The organism is Exiguobacterium sp. s194 (assembly GCF_018618275.1).
Lineage (GTDB): Bacteria > Bacillota > Bacilli > Exiguobacteriales > Exiguobacteriaceae > Exiguobacterium > Exiguobacterium chiriqhucha.
This window is the reverse complement of the sequence record NZ_JACSLT010000002.1, coordinates 296,023-313,049: the sequence shown is the minus strand read 5'-3', so window position 1 is coordinate 313,049 and position 17,027 is coordinate 296,023. Positions and strand designations below refer to the sequence as shown.

General features: G+C 54.0%; 16 protein-coding genes and 1 riboswitch. Of the genes, 1 reads left to right on the top strand and 15 read right to left on the bottom strand.

The genetic code is table 11. From position 1 onward, the window contains the following. Positions 1-9: 9 nt before the first annotated feature. The 9 genes from sufU to KNP85_RS03450 form a co-directional block, all read right to left on the bottom strand. A complete protein-coding gene (gene sufU, locus KNP85_RS03490; RefSeq protein WP_214801380.1) occupies positions 10-444 on the bottom strand; it encodes a Fe-S cluster assembly sulfur transfer protein SufU in 435 nt (144 codons plus the stop codon). Continuing rightward, complete coding sequence (locus KNP85_RS03485) at positions 434-1,654, bottom strand: cysteine desulfurase (RefSeq protein WP_128122090.1); 1,221 nt, start codon at positions 1,652-1,654, stop codon at positions 434-436. The genes sufU and KNP85_RS03485 overlap by 11 nt, the downstream gene beginning before the upstream one ends. 1 nt (position 1,655) lies before the next feature. Further along, positions 1,656-2,924 (bottom strand): Fe-S cluster assembly protein SufD, encoded by a 1,269-nt coding sequence (gene sufD, locus KNP85_RS03480; protein ID WP_214801377.1) that lies wholly within the window; start codon positions 2,922-2,924, stop codon positions 1,656-1,658. 12 nt (positions 2,925-2,936) lie between these two features. Continuing rightward, positions 2,937-3,698, bottom strand: coding sequence for a Fe-S cluster assembly ATPase SufC (gene sufC / locus KNP85_RS03475; protein ID WP_087576453.1), 762 nt, complete (start codon positions 3,696-3,698; stop codon positions 2,937-2,939). 172 nt (positions 3,699-3,870) lie between these two features. Beyond that, entirely contained in the window at positions 3,871-5,085 is a 1,215-nt protein-coding gene (locus tag KNP85_RS03470; protein ID WP_214799100.1) for an MDR family MFS transporter, read from the bottom strand. 101 nt (positions 5,086-5,186) lie between these two features. Continuing rightward, positions 5,187-6,020: a MetQ/NlpA family ABC transporter substrate-binding protein gene (locus KNP85_RS03465; protein WP_021065493.1), complete on the bottom strand. Its 834-nt coding sequence runs from the start codon at positions 6,018-6,020 to the stop codon at positions 5,187-5,189. Positions 6,021-6,050: 30 nt separating this feature from the next. Further along, positions 6,051-6,713 (bottom strand): methionine ABC transporter permease, encoded by a 663-nt coding sequence (locus KNP85_RS03460; RefSeq protein WP_021065492.1) that lies wholly within the window; start codon positions 6,711-6,713, stop codon positions 6,051-6,053. Beyond that, entirely contained in the window at positions 6,703-7,731 is a 1,029-nt protein-coding gene (locus KNP85_RS03455; protein ID WP_214801374.1) for a methionine ABC transporter ATP-binding protein, read from the bottom strand. The genes KNP85_RS03460 and KNP85_RS03455 overlap by 11 nt, the downstream gene beginning before the upstream one ends. Positions 7,732-7,808: 77 nt before the next feature. Beyond that, positions 7,809-7,914: riboswitch (SAM riboswitch) on the bottom strand. 452 nt (positions 7,915-8,366) lie between these two features. Next, a complete protein-coding gene (locus KNP85_RS03450; RefSeq protein WP_021065490.1) occupies positions 8,367-8,624 on the bottom strand; it encodes a thioredoxin family protein in 258 nt (85 codons plus the stop codon). Between the two features lie 187 nt (positions 8,625-8,811). Here KNP85_RS03450 and KNP85_RS03445 point away from each other — a divergent pair, with 187 nt between their 5' ends. Next, positions 8,812-9,864: a PTS sugar transporter subunit IIC gene (locus tag KNP85_RS03445; RefSeq protein ID WP_214801372.1), complete on the top strand. Its 1,053-nt coding sequence runs from the start codon at positions 8,812-8,814 to the stop codon at positions 9,862-9,864. A gap of 42 nt (positions 9,865-9,906) precedes the next feature. On the opposite strand, the gene gcvH is transcribed toward KNP85_RS03445, so the two are convergent. From gcvH to KNP85_RS03415, 6 genes are all read right to left on the bottom strand, one after another. Further along, positions 9,907-10,290 (bottom strand): glycine cleavage system protein GcvH, encoded by a 384-nt coding sequence (gene gcvH / locus KNP85_RS03440; RefSeq protein WP_021065488.1) that lies wholly within the window; start codon positions 10,288-10,290, stop codon positions 9,907-9,909. A gap of 39 nt (positions 10,291-10,329) precedes the next feature. Then, positions 10,330-10,692, bottom strand: a complete 363-nt coding sequence (locus tag KNP85_RS03435; protein WP_021065487.1) for an arsenate reductase family protein — start codon at positions 10,690-10,692, stop codon at positions 10,330-10,332. Between the two features lie 45 nt (positions 10,693-10,737). Further along, positions 10,738-11,466 carry a hypothetical protein gene (locus KNP85_RS03430; RefSeq protein ID WP_251136199.1) on the bottom strand — a complete coding sequence of 243 codons (729 nt, stop codon included), beginning with the start codon at positions 11,464-11,466 and terminating at the stop codon, positions 10,738-10,740. A gap of 87 nt (positions 11,467-11,553) precedes the next feature. Continuing rightward, positions 11,554-13,338, bottom strand: coding sequence for an acyl-CoA dehydrogenase family protein (locus KNP85_RS03425; protein WP_029595088.1), 1,785 nt, complete (start codon positions 13,336-13,338; stop codon positions 11,554-11,556). A 13-nt stretch (positions 13,339-13,351) separates the two neighbouring features. Then, positions 13,352-14,524, bottom strand: a complete 1,173-nt coding sequence (locus KNP85_RS03420; protein WP_021065484.1) for an acetyl-CoA C-acetyltransferase — start codon at positions 14,522-14,524, stop codon at positions 13,352-13,354. Between the two features lie 19 nt (positions 14,525-14,543). Further along, the gene (locus tag KNP85_RS03415) at positions 14,544-16,955 is read right to left on the bottom strand and encodes a 3-hydroxyacyl-CoA dehydrogenase/enoyl-CoA hydratase family protein (RefSeq protein ID WP_214801369.1); all 2,412 of its coding nucleotides are present in this window, start codon (positions 16,953-16,955) and stop codon (positions 14,544-14,546) included. Positions 16,956-17,027: the final 72 nt, after the last annotated feature.

Below are 17,027 nucleotides of genomic sequence, written 5' to 3'. Positions count from 1 at the left end.
TCCTTCTGCTTACGCTTCCTCGTCGACTCCCTTTTCAAGCGCTTTCCACGCAAGCGTGGCACACTTGATGCGAGCCGGGAACTTTGAGACGCCAGACAACGCTTCGATGTCGCCTAGGTCGAACGTGTCTGTATCGTAGTCTTTCCCTTGGACCATCTCCGAGAAGATGTTCGCCAATTGGAGAGCCTCGTCCACAGATTTGCCCTTCACGATTTGAGTCATCATCGATGCCGAGGCGAGACTGATCGAACAGCCTTCCCCTTCGAACTTGGCATCTTTCACGATTCCGTCCTCGACTTGGAGTTGGAGTCGGAGTGAATCCCCGCACGTCGGGTTGTTCAAGTCGACCGTCACGCCATCTTCGATGACGCCACGGTTTCTTGGTTTTTTATAATGATCCATGATGACCTGTCGGTACAACATGTCGAGATTGTTAAAACTCATAATTGAAATACTCCTTCGTTTGACGTAGCCCTTCGATGAAGCGGTCGACTTCTTCTTTCGTATTGTACAAGTAGAAGCTCGCTCGGGCTGTCGATGATTGCTTCAGGAGGCGCATGAGCGGCTGGGCACAGTGGTGGCCGGCCCGGACCGCGATGCCTTGCATATCCAATACGGTCGCAAGGTCGTGTGCGTGCACGTCACCTAAGTTGAACGTGACGAGTCCAACGCGTTCCTCAGGCCCGTAAATCTCAATGCCTTCAATCGTACGCATCTGTTCGATGGCGTACGTCGCGAGCGCCCGTTCGTGGGCCTCGACGTTCTCAAGACCGAGGTCTTCTAAAAAGTCGATGGCTGCTGCCAAACCGACGGCGCCAGCGATAATCGGCGTCCCCGCTTCGAACCGGTACGGGATGTCTTTCCACGTCGACTCATACAAGTCGACATAATCGATCATCTCGCCACCGAATTCGACCGGTTCCATGTGTTTGAGCAACTGCTTCTTCCCGTATAAGACGCCGATTCCGGTCGGACCGAGCATCTTATGGCCTGAGAAGGCGAGGAAGTCGCAATCGAGTGCTTGCACGTCAAGTTTCCGGTGCGGTGCGCTTTGCGCCGCATCGACGACCATGACCGCACCTTTTTCATGGGCGAGCTTCGCCACGTCGGCGATCGGGTTAATCGTGCCGAGCACGTTCGAGACGTGACTCATGGCGACGATTTTCGTCCGGTCCGACAAGACGGCACGGACCGCGTCGAGCGTGACCCGACCGTCCGGCGTCAATTCGACGTAACGGAGCGTGGCCCCTTTACGCTTGGCGAGCTGTTGCCACGGAATCAAGTTGGCGTGGTGCTCCATCGGTGTGAGGACGATTTCGTCCCCCGCGCCGACGTTGGCATCCCCGTAGCTTGACGCGACGAGGTTAATCGCCGTCGTCGTCCCGCGTGTGAAGATGATTTCTTCTGGGACGGCGGCGTTGATGAATGAACGGACGCGCTCCCGCGCCCCTTCATACGCATCCGTCGCGTGCGTCCCGAGCGTATGGACGCCCCGGTGCACGTTCGAGTGGATGCGGCGATAGTAATCCTCGATCGCCTCGATGACAGCGAGCGGCTTTTGGGAGCTCGCCGCACTGTCGAGATAGACGAGCGGATGACCGTTGATTTCCTGATCTAAAATCGGGAACTGTTTACGAATCGAGGCATCGATCATCTTAACGTACTTTCCCTTCGATGACTTCACGGAGACGGTCTTTGACCGACTCGATCGCGAGTTGCTCGACGACCGGGTTCAAGAATCCGTGAATGATCAACCGTTCGGCTTCTTTGCGTGACAGACCGCGGCTCATCAAGTAGTAGAGTTGCACGTCGTCGACGCGTCCGACCGAAGCGGCGTGACCTGCCATGACGTCGTCCTCATCGATGAGGAGAATCGGGTTCGCGTCGCCACGTGCCTTTTCAGACAACATGAGGACACGTTCCGTTTGAACGCCGTTCGATTTCGAAGCGCCATGGTGAATCATCGATGTCCCGCTGAAGATGGCCGTGGCCGAATCTTTTTGGACACCGTGAATCAAGATGAACCCTTCTGAAGACTTCCCGAAATGGTCCGTCCGGATGTTGAAGTTTTGTTTCTGTGCGCCACGACCGATCGTGACGGCTTTCGTGTCTGAGAACGTGTTGTCTCCGACGAGGTGCGTTTTCGTCTCGACGACCGAGTTGCCGTCGTTCATGTGTCCGAGCGCCCATTCGAGGCGTGCGTTCTCATAGACGACACCGCGGCGGTTCATGAACGAGAGGGCCGACTCAGCAAGCTGATCGACACCACCGAAGACGACTTTCGCGTTCGCGGCAGCGAACACTTCTGTCACGGCGTTGACCGTGTGCGGCTCGTTCGTGTTCGAGAGGAAGCTCTCGACGTACGTCAATTCACTGCCTTCGTCTGCGACGATGATCGTGTGGTGATAGAGCGCACCGTTCGCTTGTTCCATCGTGAAGATGGCTTGAAGCGGGTCTTTTAATTGTACGTTCTTCGGTACGTATAAGAACGCACCGCCGTTCATGAGGGCAGCGTTCAACGCAGACAAACGTTCTTCGTCCACGCGGACACCTTCCGTCATGAAGTACTTCTCGACGAGCTCTGGATGTTGTTCCATTGCTTCGTTGATGCCCATGAAGAGGACACCTTCTGGCGTTGCAAGTTCGTTGTAGACGACATGACCGTTGCGTTCAACGAGCACGTTTGTGCGATGGTCTCCAAGAAGTGCTTCGATTTCAGGCGTCAAGCCGTCGTGCTTCGTGAGTTCGACGTCTCCAGAGACGAAGTCCCATTTATCAATCTTGATTTTTTCAACTTTTGGCAAGGCGAGAGTCGGCGCAAGTTCTGCTGCTTCTTTGCGACGGTTGACCATCCATGAAGGTCCACCGAGCGCCTCTGCACGTGCCGCTACTGCTTGTGCATCCAATTCAAATTGTACGGTCATCGTACAGCCTCCTTACGCTTCTGTGTCTACTGTCATTCCAAGATCTTGCTTCACCCAGTCGTAACCTTCTGCTTCGAGTCGTTGTGCAAGCTCTTTGCCACCTGACATGACGATTTTCCCGTCCATCATGATGTGAACAAAGTCTGGCTCGATATAGTTGAGGAGACGTTGATAGTGCGTGATGATCAAGCAGCCGAACTCTTCGTTGCGCATTTCGTTGACGCCTTTCGCGACGACTTTGAGCGCATCGATGTCAAGACCTGAGTCAATCTCATCGAGGATGGCGATGTTCGGTTTGATCATCATCATCTGAAGAATCTCGTTACGTTTTTTCTCTCCGCCTGAGAAACCTTCGTTTAAATAACGGTGTGCCATTGCTGAAGGGATTTCAAGGACGTCCATCTTCGCATCGAGTTCACGGATGAACTTCATGAGCGAGATTTCTTGGCCTTCTTCACGGCGCGAGTTGATTGCTGAACGCAAGAAATCGGCATTCGTGACACCACTGATTTCAGCAGGATACTGCATCGCGAGGAACATTCCGGCTTGCGCGCGCTCGTCGACTTCCATCTCGAGTACGTCTTCACCGTTCAAATCGACGCTTCCGCCTGTTACTTCATACAATGGATGACCCATAAGTGCCGATGCGAGTGTTGATTTACCCGTTCCGTTAGGACCCATGATGGCGTGAATTTCGCCACCTTTAATTTCAAGATTAAGACCTTTGACGATCTCTTTTCCTTCGATTGAGACGCGGAGGTCATCAATTTTCATGTGTGGTACGTTAGACATTCGGATACCCCTTCCGTTTTCTCGCCATTTTTGGCGTAGATTAGATATATTCTAATCTTAATCTAGGCAATTTTTTATTTCAAGCGACTCACCTTATTATTCATTCTCAATAAAACATAAATGTTGAGAATGAGAATATCGGGAAATCAAGACATTATCCAACTTTTTCCTCGGTTAACGCCAAACTTGCTTTCCGTTCTTTCAAGGCGCCGGCGAAGAAGAAGGCGCCGCACGCCGTCAATACGGCCAAGCTTCCAAACACTGGCAACGCTGCATTATCGAATCCATCAAGCAACACTCCCCCGATGACGGGGCCAATCGTCTGACCGAGCGCCGTCAATCCCATCGCCCCGAAATACGTCCCGCGCAGATGGGCCGGTGCCAATTCGTCCGTCAACACGTCCGTCATCGTGAACATGAGCACCTCTCCGACCGTGAAGATGACCATCGCGACGAATAAAATCCACGTCTCGGTCGCGAAGCCGATCAGGAGGAGTCCCGACGACAGTGTGGCGACACCGAAGAAGAGTGACTTGATCGGTGAGACCCGCATCCCGAATCGCATAATCGGATATTGGACGACAAGGACGGTGATCGCATTGACCGTCAATAGATAGGCGAACAAACGTGAGCCGTCACTGAATCCGTCATGGAAAGCGATGAACTGTGGCAACGTCGCATTGAACTGACTATAGCCGATGATGGCAAAAATCATCCCGATGATGACGAAGCGGAACGTCTTATCTTGTTGTAACACACGGAACGTCTCCGTCAAGCGCGGCCGGACTTTGACGCCGTCCCCTTCCTCGAACGGATACTTTCGGAACAGCGTCGAAATGACGAGTCCGTACATCACGTAAACGCCCGTCACGACGAAGAAGGCGCTCTTTGCGCCGGTGAGCGACAAAACGACCGCGAGCAATGGCCCAATCGCCGCCGCGATATTGATTAAAAAGTAGCGGACGTTATAGACGATGACGCGCTGGTCCGGCTGCGTCGTATCGCTGATGAGCGCGCGAGACGCCGGTTCGAGGAACGACCGCGACACACCCATGAGTACCGAAAATATGTAAAACCAAAATAATTCTGTCACGAGCGCGAAGCCGCTGAACGTCAAGGCGTTCAAGACGATGCCGATCAGCATCAACTGTTTGCGCCCGTACCGGTCAGACAGCGTTCCCCCGAAAAAGCTCATGAACAGACCCGATAGCGCCGAGATGGCGAACACCGTCCCGATGACACTCGCCGAGAAACCGAGCGTCGCGAGATAAATCGCAAAAAACGGCATAACAAAAAATGTCGACAGCCGGGCAAAAAATGTGCCAAACAAGACACCCAGCGTCAGCGGATGAATGTGTCGTATGTTCATCCGGATCCCCCCTTTTCCTACATATATGTAGTGTACTTCTATTGGTGAACCAAAACTACTCCAAATAAAAAAGGCCCGGGATAGCCCGGGCCTTGACGAAATTATTGTTTGACCGGTACGACCGCACCTTTGTACTCATCCAAGATCCACTGTTGTGTCTCTTCTGACGTGAGGACTTCAAGGAGTGCTTTGACGCGCTCATCATCTTCGTCGCCTTCACGTGTGACGATCAAGTTGACGTAAGGTGAATCTTCACCTTCGAGAGCGATTGCGTCTTCGAGTGGGTTGAGGCCGGCATCAATCGCGTAGTTCGTGTTGATGAGGACCGCGTCCCCTTCACCGTTGTTGAACGCTTGCGGGAGAAGTGCCGCTTCGACGTCCGTCTTGAACTCCAAGTTTTTCGGGTTGTCGACGATGTCTGAAACCGTCGCGTCCGTTGTCTTGCCGTCTGCGAGTGTGAGCAACCCTTCAGATTGAAGCATCGTGAGGATACGTCCGTGGTCAGCGACCGACGAACTCATGATGATTTCAGCGCCTTCTGGAAGCTCATCGAGTGACGCGTAGTCTTTCGAGTACACACCGATCGGCTCGATGTGAACGCCGCCGGCTGAAGCGAATTTGTAGTCTTTGTTTTCAGCCATTTGCGACTCGAGGTACGGCTCGTGTTGGAAGTAGTTCGCGTCCAACTCCCCGTCTGCGAGCGTCTTGTTCGGGAGGACGTAGTCTTGGAACTTCTTGATTTCGAGCGTATAGCCCTTCTCTTCGTATTCGTCTTGGACGTGCTCTAAAATCTCAGCGTGCGGGACGTTTGATGCGCCGACGACGAGTGTCTTGTCATCGCCTGAACCTGATTCTGAATCCCCACCGCCGCAAGCCGCGAGAATCGTAAGTGCTGAAGCTGCCGTTAAACCGAGTACTGTTTTCCATGATTTCATTATAAAACCCCTCCAAATTTTCTATTTAGATTAAGCAGAACGCTTATCAATTACAGATACGAGTCGATCGCCGATGAACTGAATGACGAAGACGATGACCAAGATTAAGACGGTCGCGACGAACGTGACGTCACTTTGTGAACGCTGGAATCCTTCGAGGAACGCCAAGTTCCCGAGTCCTCCACCGCCGACGACCCCTGCCATCGCCGTGTAACCGACGATCGCGACGATCGTGACCGTGATGCCTGACACGATGGCCGGCAATGCTTCTGGGAACAATACTTTATAGACGATCTGCCATTTTGTCGCACCCATCGACTCAGCCGCCTCGATGACGCCGCGGTCGACTTCGCGAAGCGCGAGCTCGACCATCCGAGCATAGAACGGGGCCGCACCGATGATCAGTGCCGGCAGTGCTGCCGTTGACCCGAGCATCGTCCCGACGACGAGTAACGTGAACGGGATGAGCAAGATAATCAAAATGATGAACGGGATCGACCGGAAGATGTTGACGACCGCGCTGATGACCGTGTAAATCGGACGGTTCTTCATCATGAGCGGCTCGTTTGTGACATATAGGAGCATCCCGAGGGCGAGACCGATGACGAACGTCGCGGCTCCGGCGACGAGCGTCATATAGAGCGTCTCCCACGTCTGTTCTAACATGACTTGCCAATCTACATTAGGAAACATCGCTTTCTACCTCCACTTCCACTGCCTGTGATCGGATTGAGGCGATGGCCCGCTCGACTTCAGCCGGCTCTCCGATCAATTGGATGAATAATGTCCCGAGGGCACCGACTTGTGACTGCGTCACGTTTCCGCCGATGATGTTGAAGCCGATGTCATGCTGCTTCAACACTTCCGACAGAATCGGTTGTTCGGCCGTTTCGTTCAAGAATTTGAGCTTGACGATTTGACCGCTCGGATAACGAGCTTTCAAATGTTCGAACGTGAGCGACATGTCTTCGACCGCGCCGATCTGTTTGACGAACTCTTTCGTGATTGGCTGTTCCGGGTGATGGAACACGTCGGCGACTTGCCCGGTCTCGACGACCTTTCCGGCCTCCATGACGGCGACACGGTGACAAATCTTTTGGATGACGTGCATCTCATGGGTGATGAGGACGATCGTCAAACCGAGTTTCTTGTTGATGCTGACGAGCAGTTCGAGAATCGAATCCGTCGTCTTCGGGTCGAGTGCGCTCGTCGCTTCATCGCAGAGGAGCACTTCTGGATTCGTAGCGAGCGCACGGGCTATCCCGACTCGCTGCTTTTGGCCGCCCGATAGTTGTGACGGATAGCTGTCTTCTCGTCCGGCGAGTCCGACGAGCTCGACGAGTTCTTGGACGCGGCGTTTGCGCTCGCTCGCCGGTACCCCGATGAGTTCGAGCGGGAAGCTGATGTTCTCAGCGACTGTGCGCGACCATAACAAGTTGAAGTGTTGGAACACCATCGAGACGTTTTTACGTACCCCGCGTAGTTCCTTTGGTGTGAGTTTCGTCAGCTCGCTGCCGGCGACCACGATTTCACCGCTTGACGGTGCCTCGAGTCGGTTGAGCAAGCGGATGAGCGTCGACTTCCCCGCACCTGAATATCCGATTATTCCAAAAATTTCGCCGCTTTCGATCGTAAGCGACACATCATCGACCGCCTGGACCCGACCGTTTTTCGTGTCGAACCATTTGGCCACATTGCGTAGTTGAATCAATCCATTTCCCTCCTGACAACAAAAAAAGTACGCACGTTTGAGCAAACGTGCGTACTTTATCGTACGGACAACGATTGCTCTCATCTTCCAAGGTATACACCTTGCTGGAATTAGCACCATTTCGGATTGCTCCGCGGTTGCTGGGCGTCATAGGGCCAGTCCCTCAGCCTCTCTTGATAAGAGTGGTTGCGTATTCGATTAGCCTTATCATAGCGACATATTATTTTCATGTCAAACTATTTTATGCGAAAAAATAAAAAAGGTGCCATCCGAGGATGACACAGAACGTAGCACCTTGAGTCACTGAAGGACAACCCATAGATGAACCTCTTTTGCCCGATCAGAGCATTCATCCTTATATGGGGGATTTTTACCCAACCATCACTCGGTCTTCGAACGGACCATGCAATTACGCGACCGGTGCCCCGACGCTTGATTTTTTTGGGGGACAATCGAAGGGAAGGTCCACCTGAAATCGCGTAAGCTCATGCAGCGGTTGTTCGAAAACGTCTTGATGACGGGAAAATCTCGTCCTATGTTGTGTTCAAGTAAGATGTTGTAATGAATATATCATTCGTGAACTTTCTGTGTCAACTGATTATTTAAAATTTTCAGATTATTCTAATCATCCTATCTCATTTAACGAAAGATAGGACGTGCTGGACGTTTTGAAACGCGTACAAACGATCGCGAACTTGGCCATTCTCCAGCTTCAATAGCGCCGGGACACTCATAACCTGATACGCCTCGAGTTCGTTCGGGATAAAGTTGGCATCGCGTTTTTCAATCTTCAATTCTGGGTCGACCGCCTCGACGACCGAGAGCATCCGCTCGGCCACGGCGCATGTACCGCACATTGGGGCGTATATATATAAGAATCCGTCTGTCATCATTTTGCTCACCTCTCTTCTAAGTATATGAATCCGACCCAGTCGGTTCAAAAGTTGTGCTCAAATGGAAAATTCTGAACATTTCAACATTTCTTGTTGACGCTCTGCAGAAAGAGGCATAGTATGGTCATTAACTTTATCGCTTTTGTACATAACAGCAAACCAGTAGAAAAGGACAGGTGAATCCCCAATGACGGAAGAGAAGCTTACCGGAAAACAATTTTTAATGAACGTCTTGAACGGCCTCAGTCTTGCCATTCTCATCGCCCTCATCCCGAGCGCTTTGCTCGGTGAATTAACGAAAGCCATCTTGCCGTATTTTCCGTCCTTGCAGTTCATCTTAGATGCGACGACGATTGCGATGCGCCTCTTACCGGTCATCATCGGTGTCGCCGTCGCCATGCAGTTCGGACGATCGGCGCTCGAGGCCGGGACGATCGGCATCGCGACCCAGGTCGGAAGTGGCGCCATCCGCGTCGAGGAAGGCGCGTTCCTCATGGCCGGAATCGGTGACGTCATCACGGCCGGTGTGACGGCCGCTCTCGCGACGTTCCTCGTCATGCAGTTGTCGCCACGCTTGAAGACATACACGGTGCTCGTCTTGCCGATGACGGTCATCGTCGTCGCGGGAGGCATCGGCGCGTTCCTACTCACTTACATCTCACAGATTACGACGTACGTCGGAACGATCATCATGACGATGACTGAACTGCAACCGATCGTGATGGGCATGTTAATCGCGATGGCGTTCTCGCTCATCATCGTATCGCCAATCTCGACGGTCGGAATTGCCACAGCCATCAGCCTTTCTGGTGTCGCTGCCGGGGCCGCCAACCTTGGCGTCGTCGCTGCCGGCTTCGGTCTCGCCATCGCTGGCTGGCAGATGAACGCGACCGGAACGTCGATCGCCCACTTCCTCGGCTCACCGAAGATTCAAATGGCGAACTTCGTCCGTCGTCCGATCATGATGTTGCCGGTGCTCGCCAATGCGGCCATTCTCGGAGCGCTCGCAGGTATCCTTCGGATTGAAGGCACGCCAATCAGTGCCGGATTCGGCGTCTCGGGTCTAATCGGTCCGGTCAACGCCTTGCATTTGATGCCGGGAGGATTCGCGCTCTGGAACGTCATGCTTGTCGTCGTCTTGTTCGGGCTCATCCCAATCGCACTCGGGATTCTGTTCTATCGTTTGTTCAACCGGACGTCGCTCATCGAGCCTGATCATTACCGTCTCGACTTCGATTAATCAAAAAGACCCGGCTTCTCGTAAAGAGAAACCGGGTTTTGTTTAGCCTTGAATCATCGCTTCGTATTCTTCGGCTGACATGAGCTTGTCGACGTCTGACGCGTCGTTCAACTCGACTTCGATCATCCAAGCGCCTTCGAACGGTGCTTCGTTGACGAGTTCTGGTGAATCGGCAAGTGATTCGTTCACTGCTGTGATTTTCCCAGAGATCGGTGCGTAAAGCTCTGATACGGTCTTGACCGATTCAACCGAACCGAATGGCTCATCGAGTAAGATCGTGCCACCGACTTCAGGAAGTTCGACAAAGACGATATCCCCTAGTTCGCTTTGTGCGAAATCCGTGATCCCGATGCGGGCGACGCTTCCGTTCACTTCCACCCATTCGTGCTCTTTTGAATAACGTAGATTGGCAGGTACTTTGCTCATCTTAACTTCCCCCTCAAATGAATTAGACTCACACGAGTATTATAGCACTTCGCCCCAAACGTCTGTAAACGACTTTTCTGAAAATCCGACAGTTGATTTTTGACCATCTGTCACGATTGGGCGCTTTAAAAGCATACCATTGCTCGCAAGAAGCTCGAGTTGTTCGTCTTCTGATAGATTTGGTAGCTTGTCTTTAATGCCTTCGTTCCGATACACTTGTCCGCTCGTATTGAAGAATTTTTTAAGCGGGAGACCCGACTGTTTCCATAGTTCAGCCAACTCGTCTTTCGACGGCGTCGCCTCGACGATATGGATATATGTATAGTCGATGCCGTTCTCTTTCAACCACTTCTCTGCTTTTTTACACGTACTGCATGGCGGATAGCCATATAGTGTCACCATGTTCATCACCTCTCCTGTTACTGTAGCATATTCCGATTCGTCGGTTCATGTTTCAAGCAAGCGCACAATCTCTTGCTTGAGCGCCGGATTGACCGAGTGGTGCGCCTCGATGTGGCGGAGGATGGCTGCGGCCGCCTCGACCGATTTTCCGTAACCGGGTAACCACTCCTGTAGACGTGCGACGAGCTCCGGATGTGTCCCTTCGACCCGTCGCGTCGGGTTGAAGGGGTCGCTCGTCTCCCCGTACGCGATTAACACGTTGTTGACAGCCGCGACTTGAATGAGTTCGAAGCCAGCGAGCTGTTCACCGCGCCGTTCCCGGAGCAGTCCGACGTATAGGTTCGTCAGTGCCTCCTCGTAGCGATGTGCGGCGTCTGAAGGGAGTGTGACAAGCTTCGGCGTCGCAAACGTGTCGAGCGCCTCGTCACGTTGCCAGACGACACGCCCCGGTGTATAAGCGATTCCAGGCATCTCTACGATCTCGAACACGGCGAACTCGGCGTAAATGCCGTCCTCATACATGACCTTGTGCCCGTCTTTCGTGTTTTGGAACTGGTACGCCAACGGCTCGACCGCGAGCCAGTCCAAATTGTCGATGAAGCGGGCCTTATGCCCGTCCTCGACGATCAAAAAGAAATCGAGGTCCGAATAGTCGTCGAGCCGATCCATCTCAAGTCCAATTGAACCGAGCGCGAGGAGCATGAGCGTGCCCTCATGCTTGGCGACCGAGCGGCCGATTGCATCCATCCGTTCTAATAAGTCATCTCGTTTCATGCGTATCCCCTCCTTCGTCCATTGTATCGTCCGCAGACAGGAAAAAGAAAGGGCCGACCGCGTCCGGCCACCCTTTCTCTCGCTTGCTTATACGATGAACTTGTTCGCTTTGATGAGGCTCGCTGCGACTTCGCGCTTCGTGCCGATGACGTTGATCGGCTGATAGCGGCTGAACTTCTTCATCGCCGACAAGAGCATGCGCTGCTCGTCGCCCGATGCGGCCGCATACAAGACTTCTTTCGCCATGAGTTCGACTTGCTTGAACACTTGCTCGGCGAAGATTTCTGTATAGCGGACTTTCTGCTGGTTCTTCTCAGCGCCTGTACGGGCGATGGCTTTCTCCGTCCGCGCGATGGCCGCTTCAAGCGCATAGATGGCGCTGATGATGTCGGCAATCTTCGCGAGAATCTCTTGTTCGTTCTGGAGGGCCTGCTGATATTTCTGGACGGCCGTTCCGGCGATCATCAAGTTGATTTTCTTCATGTTCGACAGAAGCATCTTCTCACGTGCGAGCGGCGACCCGTCAAGCTCTTGTGGCATGTAGCTCATGAGCTCTTTCTGGAGCTTCTGTGCTTCGGCGAGGAGCGGCAAGTCGCCTTTCATCGCTTTCTTAAGGAGCGTGCTCGGTACGATCAAACGGTTGATTTCGTTCGTCCCTTCGAAGATACGGTTGATGCGTGAGTCACGGTACAAGTTCTCGACTTCATATTCAGTCATGAAGCCGTAGCCACCGTGGATTTGGACGGCTTCGTCGACGACGTAGTCAAACGTCTCCGAGGCGAACACTTTGTTGAGTGAACATTCAATCGCGTATTCGGCGATGGCTTGGGCAACTTTCGAACCGTCGCGCATGTTGTCGTCGCCTAGCGCGTCGAGGCTGTCTTGGAACAGACCGCCCGTCCGGTAGACCGAGCTCTCCATCGCATAAATGTTCGCAGCCATCGTCGCAAGTTTTTCTTGGATGAGCGGGAACTGACTGATCGGTGTCTTGAACTGTTTGCGCTCGTTCGCGTACTGGACCGAAAGATCGAACGCACGTTTCGACGAACCGACCGCACCGACCGCAAGTTTGTAACGACCGACGTTCAAGATGTTGAAGGCGATGACGTGGCCTTTGCCGATTTCTCCGAGGAGGTTGTCGACTGGGACTTCGACGTCTTCTAAGATGAGCGTCCGTGTCGATGAGCCTTTGATGCCCATCTTCTGTTCTTCGGCGCCTGTCGAGACACCTTTGAATTCACGCTCGACGATGAAGGCGCTGAACTTGTCGCCGTCGATTTTCGCGTAGACGACGAACACGTTCGCGAAACCAGCGTTCGTGATCCATTGTTTCTCCCCGTTCAAGACGTAGTGTGTGCCGGCTTCGTTCAAGACGGCCGTCGCTTTCGCACCGAGCGCGTCCGAGCCTGAGCCTGGCTCTGTGAGCGCGTAGGCGGCAATCCATTCGCCAGTTGCGAGTTTCGGCAAGTACTTATGCTTTTGCTCTTCTGTCCCGAAGAAGACAATCGGGAGCGTCCCGATGCCGACGTGGGCGCCGTAGCTGAGGGCGAATGAACGCGCTTTGGCGAATCGCTCTGTGATGATCGATGACGAGATTTTATCGAGCTGATAACCGCCATACTCTTCTGGCACGTCCGCGCCGAGGAGGCCGAGCTCGCCCGCTTCTTTCAACAGTTCGACCGAGAGATCGAACTCGTGTTTCTCGATGCGTCCAAGGACAGGCATGACACGGTCGTCGACGAAGCTCGCCGTCGTGTCGCCAATCATTTTGTGCTCATCTGAGAAGTCTTCCGGTGTGAACAAACGATCCGCGTCGAGTGCGTCGATGACGAAGCTACCGCCTTTAATCAATTCGTGTTCTGTACGTTCCATTGTCAATTCCCCCTTATAGTAATTCGAAGACGCCAGCAGCACCCATACCGCCACCGATGCACATCGTCACAACCCCATACTTTTCATTGCGTCGTTTCATCTCATGCAAGATCGAGACCGCGAGTTTCGCGCCCGTGCAACCGAGCGGATGCCCAAGGGCGATCGCGCCGCCGTTGACGTTCACTTTCGACGGGTCGATCCCGAGTTCACGGATGACACCGAGCGATTGGCTCGCAAATGCCTCGTTCAATTCGAACAATCCGACTTCTTCGAGCTTCACGCCGGCCATCTCGAGCGCTTTCGGAATGGCGACGACCGGGCCGATTCCCATCACTTCAGGACGGACACCGCCGACCGCGAACGAGAGGAATTTCGCCATCGGTTTCAAGCCTTGACGTTCGGCTTCTTCGCGCTCCATGACGAGCACGGCCGCTGCGCCGTCTGACACTTGTGACGCGTTCCCCGCCGTCACTGAGCCCTTGATTTTAAACGCCGGGCGCAGTTTACCGAGCGCCTCGAGCGTCGAGTCAGCACGGACGCCTTCGTCATGTTTGACGACGAATTCACGTTCCGCGACTTTCCCGTCTTCGCCGAGCACTTGCTCGACGACCGTGACCGGGACGATCTCTTCTTCGAACTTGCCGCCCGCAATCGCCGCCGCCGCTTTTTGGTGGCTGTCGATCGCGAACAGATCTTGGTCTTCGCGCGAGATGTTATATTCGGCCGCGACACGTTCTGCCGTGTGGCCCATGCTCATATAGTATTCCGGAGCCGTCTCCATGATCGTCGGGTTCGGACGGATGACGTGTCCGCCCATTGGGACGAGACTCATCGATTCCATACCACCGGCGATGACCGCCGTCGCTTGGCCGATCATGATTTTCGCTGCCGCGTCGGCGATGGCTTGCAAGCCTGACGAGCAATAACGGTTGATCGTGATGGCCGGTACTTCGTGCGACAAGCCACCCCGGACGGCCGCGTAGCGGGCGATATTCATGCCTTGCTCCGCTTCCGGCATGGCGCATCCCATAATGACGTCGTCGATTGGTCCCGTGTAGCCAGACCGCTCGAGCGTCGCTTTAATCGCATGACCCGCGAGTTCGTCCGAGCGAACGTTTCGGAACGAACCGCGTTTTGCTTTTCCGACCGGCGTCCGTGCGCCGGCCACGATGACTGCTTCTCTCATCTGTTAAGTCCCCCTTTTGTCAGTTCCGAAGTGGCTTGCCTTTGACGAGCATATGTTGCATCCGTTGCTGCGATTTCGGTTCCCCGATGAGGCTTAGGAACGCCTCGCGCTCGATGTCGAGGAAGTACTGCTCGTCGACCATCGTGCCGTATGCCAAATCGCCGCCGCTGATGACGTGGGCAAGTTTTTTCGCAATCTTCAAATCGTGTTCAGAGATATAGCCACCGTAGAACATCTCGTACGCCGCGAGTTCGAGCGTCGCTTTCCCCGTTTGACCAACGACCGGCAACTTCTCACGAACCGGTGCGGTATAGCCGTCAGCGAGACCGAGTACCGTCTGTTTCGCATCGAACGTCAAGTGGTCGCGGTTCATCGAGATTCCGTCGACCGGACGGTGATAGCCGAGCGCTTTCGCGTCATAGGCCGACTTCGATACTTTCGCCATGGCAATGTTTTCGAACGTCTGTTGCGCCGCTTTCTCGATGTTTTGCATCGACTTCGGCGTCTGCTCGAGGAGTCGACGGTACGTGTTGACGTTTCCGCCCCCACCTGGGATGAGGCCAACACCGACTTCGACGAGACCCATGTATGTCTCGAGCGCCGCCTGCATGCGTGCGGCCGGCAAGCTGATTTCTGTCCCACCTCCGAGTGTCATGCCGTAAGGCGCGACGACGACCGGGCGACCCGCGTAGCGAATCTTCTGGACGACTTGTTGGAACTTGTTGATGATCCAGTCGAGTTCGTACCAGTTCTCGTCTTCCGCTTCCATGAGCATCATCGCGAGGTTGGCGCCGACACAGAAGTTCTTGCCGTCGTTGGCGAGGACGAGTCCTTTGAAGTCTGTCTCGACGAGGTCGATTGACTGTTCAATCATCTGCATGATATCGACACCGATCGCGTTGTTCGGTGATGTGAACTCGAGGGCGACGACGTCGTCTCCGATATCGATGAGGCGGGCCCCACCGTTCTCGAGCACGATGCCGTTCGATTTGGCGAGCGGCGCGAGTTTCACTTCTTTCGGGTTGACGGTCTTCTCAACGTACGTCTGTGACGCTTGGTCGTAATACTGGTCTCCCTTATAGAATGTCGTGTGTCCGGCAGCGAGCATCTCGTCGATCCACGCCGGGACGTCATAACCTTCCGCTTTCATGCGGGCGACCGACTTCTCGACACCGAGTGCGTCCCACGTCTCGAACGGTCCGAACTTCCAGCCGAAGCCCCACTTCATCGCGTCATCGATAGCGACGATCGAATCACTGATTTCGCCTGTGAGACGAGCCGAGTAGACGAGTGTCTTCGCCGTGACCGGCCAGAGCAGTTGTCCGATGCGTCCTTTGTTCAAGATGGCACCTTTCAACTTCGCTTTCGAGCCCGGGAGCGATTTGATTTGATCGAGCTCCGGTCCTGTAATCGCTTTCAATTGCTCGTACTCGAATGTGTGAAGGTTGAGTTCTTGGATGACTCTGCCGTCTTTCTTATAGAAGCCTTGTCCGGCCTTTTGACCGATCCAGCCCTTCTCGACGAGCGTCTTCATTTCAGTTGGGACGTCGAACGTGTCCTTCTCTTCACCTGCGTCGAGTGTCTCATAGACGTTACCAGCGACGTGGACGAACGTATCGATGCCGACGACGTCGAGCGTACGGAATGTCGCCGATTTTGGCCGACCGATGAGCGGTCCGGTGATCGAGTCCATCTCGCCAATCGAGGCGTTCTGCTTGAGCATCTCTTCGAACGTGACGAGGAGTCCGTACGTACCGATGCGGTTACCGATGAAGTTCGGTGTGTCTTTCGCCTCGACGACGCCTTTCCCGAGACGGTCCTCCGCGAAGCGGGCCATGAAATCGATGACCGGGCGTGCCGTCTGCTCCGTCGGGATGAGTTCGAGCAGTTTCAAATAACGTGGCGGGTTGAAGAAGTGTGTTCCGAGGAAACGTGTCTTCAAGCCTTCCGGCAATACGCTCGCCATCGCCTCGATCGAGATACCAGACGTGTTCGAGCTGAGAATCGCGTCTTCACGGATGTAAGGAACGATTTTCTCGAACAGCTGTTGTTTCACGTCGAGCCGTTCGACGACGACCTCGATGACCCAGTCCGCTTCCTTCAAGCGCTCGAGATCATCTTCTAAGTTCCCCACGTCGATGAAGTTCAAGTGCTCCGCTGTCGCGAGTGGTGCCGGGTTTTGTTTCAATAGCTTCTGACGGTTCTCGGAAGCGATGCGGTTCCGCACTTCTGGTGATTCGAGCGTGAGCCCTTTCGCTTCTTCTTTCGCCGTCAATTCACGTGGTACGATGTCGAGCATGAGCGAACGAATCCCCGCGTTCGCCAAGTGAGCCGCAATCCCCGCCCCCATTACTCCTGAACCGATGACGACCGCAAAACGGATATTGCTCGTCAAACGGAGGTCGGCTGATTGTTCGATGTGACTCGTCATATTGTTCCCCCCTCAATGAGAATGAATAGTGATTCATTTCAAGCGTAAAAAAAATCGCAATCACCATCGTGT

Excerpts from the sequence above, each read along its gene's own strand:
- sufU (WP_214801380.1), bottom strand. The coding sequence starts at position 444 with ATGAGTTTTAACAATCTCGACATGTTGTACCGACAGGTCATCATGGAT.
- KNP85_RS03485 (WP_128122090.1), bottom strand. The coding sequence starts at position 1,654 with ATGATCGATGCCTCGATTCGTAAACAGTTCCCGATTTTAGATCAGGAA.
- sufD (WP_214801377.1), bottom strand. The coding sequence starts at position 2,924 with ATGACCGTACAATTTGAATTGGATGCACAAGCAGTAGCGGCACGTGCA.
- sufC (WP_087576453.1), bottom strand. The coding sequence starts at position 3,698 with ATGAAAATTGATGACCTCCGCGTCTCAATCGAAGGAAAAGAGATCGTC.
- KNP85_RS03470 (WP_214799100.1), bottom strand. The coding sequence starts at position 5,085 with ATGAACATACGACACATTCATCCGCTGACGCTGGGTGTCTTGTTTGGC.
- KNP85_RS03465 (WP_021065493.1), bottom strand. The coding sequence starts at position 6,020 with ATGAAATCATGGAAAACAGTACTCGGTTTAACGGCAGCTTCAGCACTT.
- KNP85_RS03460 (WP_021065492.1), bottom strand. The coding sequence starts at position 6,713 with ATGTTTCCTAATGTAGATTGGCAAGTCATGTTAGAACAGACGTGGGAG.
- KNP85_RS03450 (WP_021065490.1), bottom strand. The coding sequence starts at position 8,624 with ATGATGACAGACGGATTCTTATATATATACGCCCCAATGTGCGGTACA.
- KNP85_RS03445 (WP_214801372.1), top strand. The coding sequence starts at position 8,812 with ATGACGGAAGAGAAGCTTACCGGAAAACAATTTTTAATGAACGTCTTG.
- gcvH (WP_021065488.1), bottom strand. The coding sequence starts at position 10,290 with ATGAGCAAAGTACCTGCCAATCTACGTTATTCAAAAGAGCACGAATGG.
- KNP85_RS03435 (WP_021065487.1), bottom strand. The coding sequence starts at position 10,692 with ATGGTGACACTATATGGCTATCCGCCATGCAGTACGTGTAAAAAAGCA.
- KNP85_RS03430 (WP_251136199.1), bottom strand. The coding sequence starts at position 11,466 with ATGAAACGAGATGACTTATTAGAACGGATGGATGCAATCGGCCGCTCG.
- KNP85_RS03425 (WP_029595088.1), bottom strand. The coding sequence starts at position 13,338 with ATGGAACGTACAGAACACGAATTGATTAAAGGCGGTAGCTTCGTCATC.
- KNP85_RS03420 (WP_021065484.1), bottom strand. The coding sequence starts at position 14,524 with ATGAGAGAAGCAGTCATCGTGGCCGGCGCACGGACGCCGGTCGGAAAA.
- KNP85_RS03415 (WP_214801369.1), bottom strand. The coding sequence starts at position 16,955 with ATGACGAGTCACATCGAACAATCAGCCGACCTCCGTTTGACGAGCAAT.